The sequence below is a fragment of the Anaeromyxobacter soli genome (genome assembly GCF_022808855.1).
Classification (GTDB): Bacteria; Myxococcota; Myxococcia; order Myxococcales; family Anaeromyxobacteraceae; genus Anaeromyxobacter; species Anaeromyxobacter soli.
The window spans coordinates 1-894 of the sequence record NZ_JAKZLF010000080.1; the positions used below are offsets into that span (position 1 = coordinate 1).

1 pseudogene is annotated in these 894 nt (G+C 76.5%); it reads left to right on the top strand.

Annotated elements, in window-relative coordinates:
- A pseudogene (locus tag MLV88_RS23815) lies at nt 1–894 on the top strand (tetratricopeptide repeat protein); the annotation flags it as partial.

An 894-nucleotide genomic window follows, 5' to 3' on the forward strand; every position in this document is an offset into this window, starting at 1 on the left:
CGCCGCGGCGAGACCGCCGCCCCGCGCCCCCGCCCCCGCGACGCCCAAGCCTCCGCCCGCCTCCGCGCGAGGGAACGGCGCGGCCTTCCCGGACGTCTCGGACGAGCTCGAGGAGTCCGAGTTCTTCCTGCGGGAAGGGCTCCTCGGCGCCGCGCGCGAGGCGCTCCAGAACCTCCTCGCCCTGCACCCGCATCACCCGGCGATCGAGGCGCGGCTCGCCGAGGTGGAGCGGCGCGCCGCGAGCGAGGCGCCCGCGGCCACCCCTCCGCCCGGAGGGACGGCGCGGGAGACGCGACCGCTCGCGGTCTCCGGCGTCGACGAGAGCTTCGACATCGCGCGGGAGCTCGCGGACGAGCTCGGCGGCGAGGCGTCCCCGGCCGCGGACGACGAGGAGTTCCAGTACTCGGTCGAGGACGTCTTCGCGCAGTTCAAGAAGGGCGTCGAGCAGACCGTCCGCCCCGAGGACAGCGCCACCCACTACGACCTCGGCATCGCCTACAAGGAGATGGCGCTCCTCGACGACGCCGTCCACGAGTTCGAGGTGGCGCTCAAGGGCGCCGAGAAGCGGCGCGCGATCGACTGCCTCTCGATGATCGGCCTCTGCCGCATGGCGAAGGGGGAGCACGGCGAGGCGATCCGCGCCTTCCGCCGCGCGCTCGCGTCCGACGTGCTCACCAAGGAGGCCGCCAAGGCCGTCCAGTACGAGCTCGCTGCGGCGCACGAGGCCGTCGGGGAGTCGGAGGTGGGGCTCTGGTTCCTCCAGCGCGTGGCGAAGCTCGACCCGGCGTTCCGCGACGTCGCGGACCGGATCCGCGCGCTCGGCGGCGGCCCGGGCCGTCCGCCCGCCGACGCCGCCCGCGGCGCGCGCCCGCCCGCCGCGCCGCCGCGCCCGCC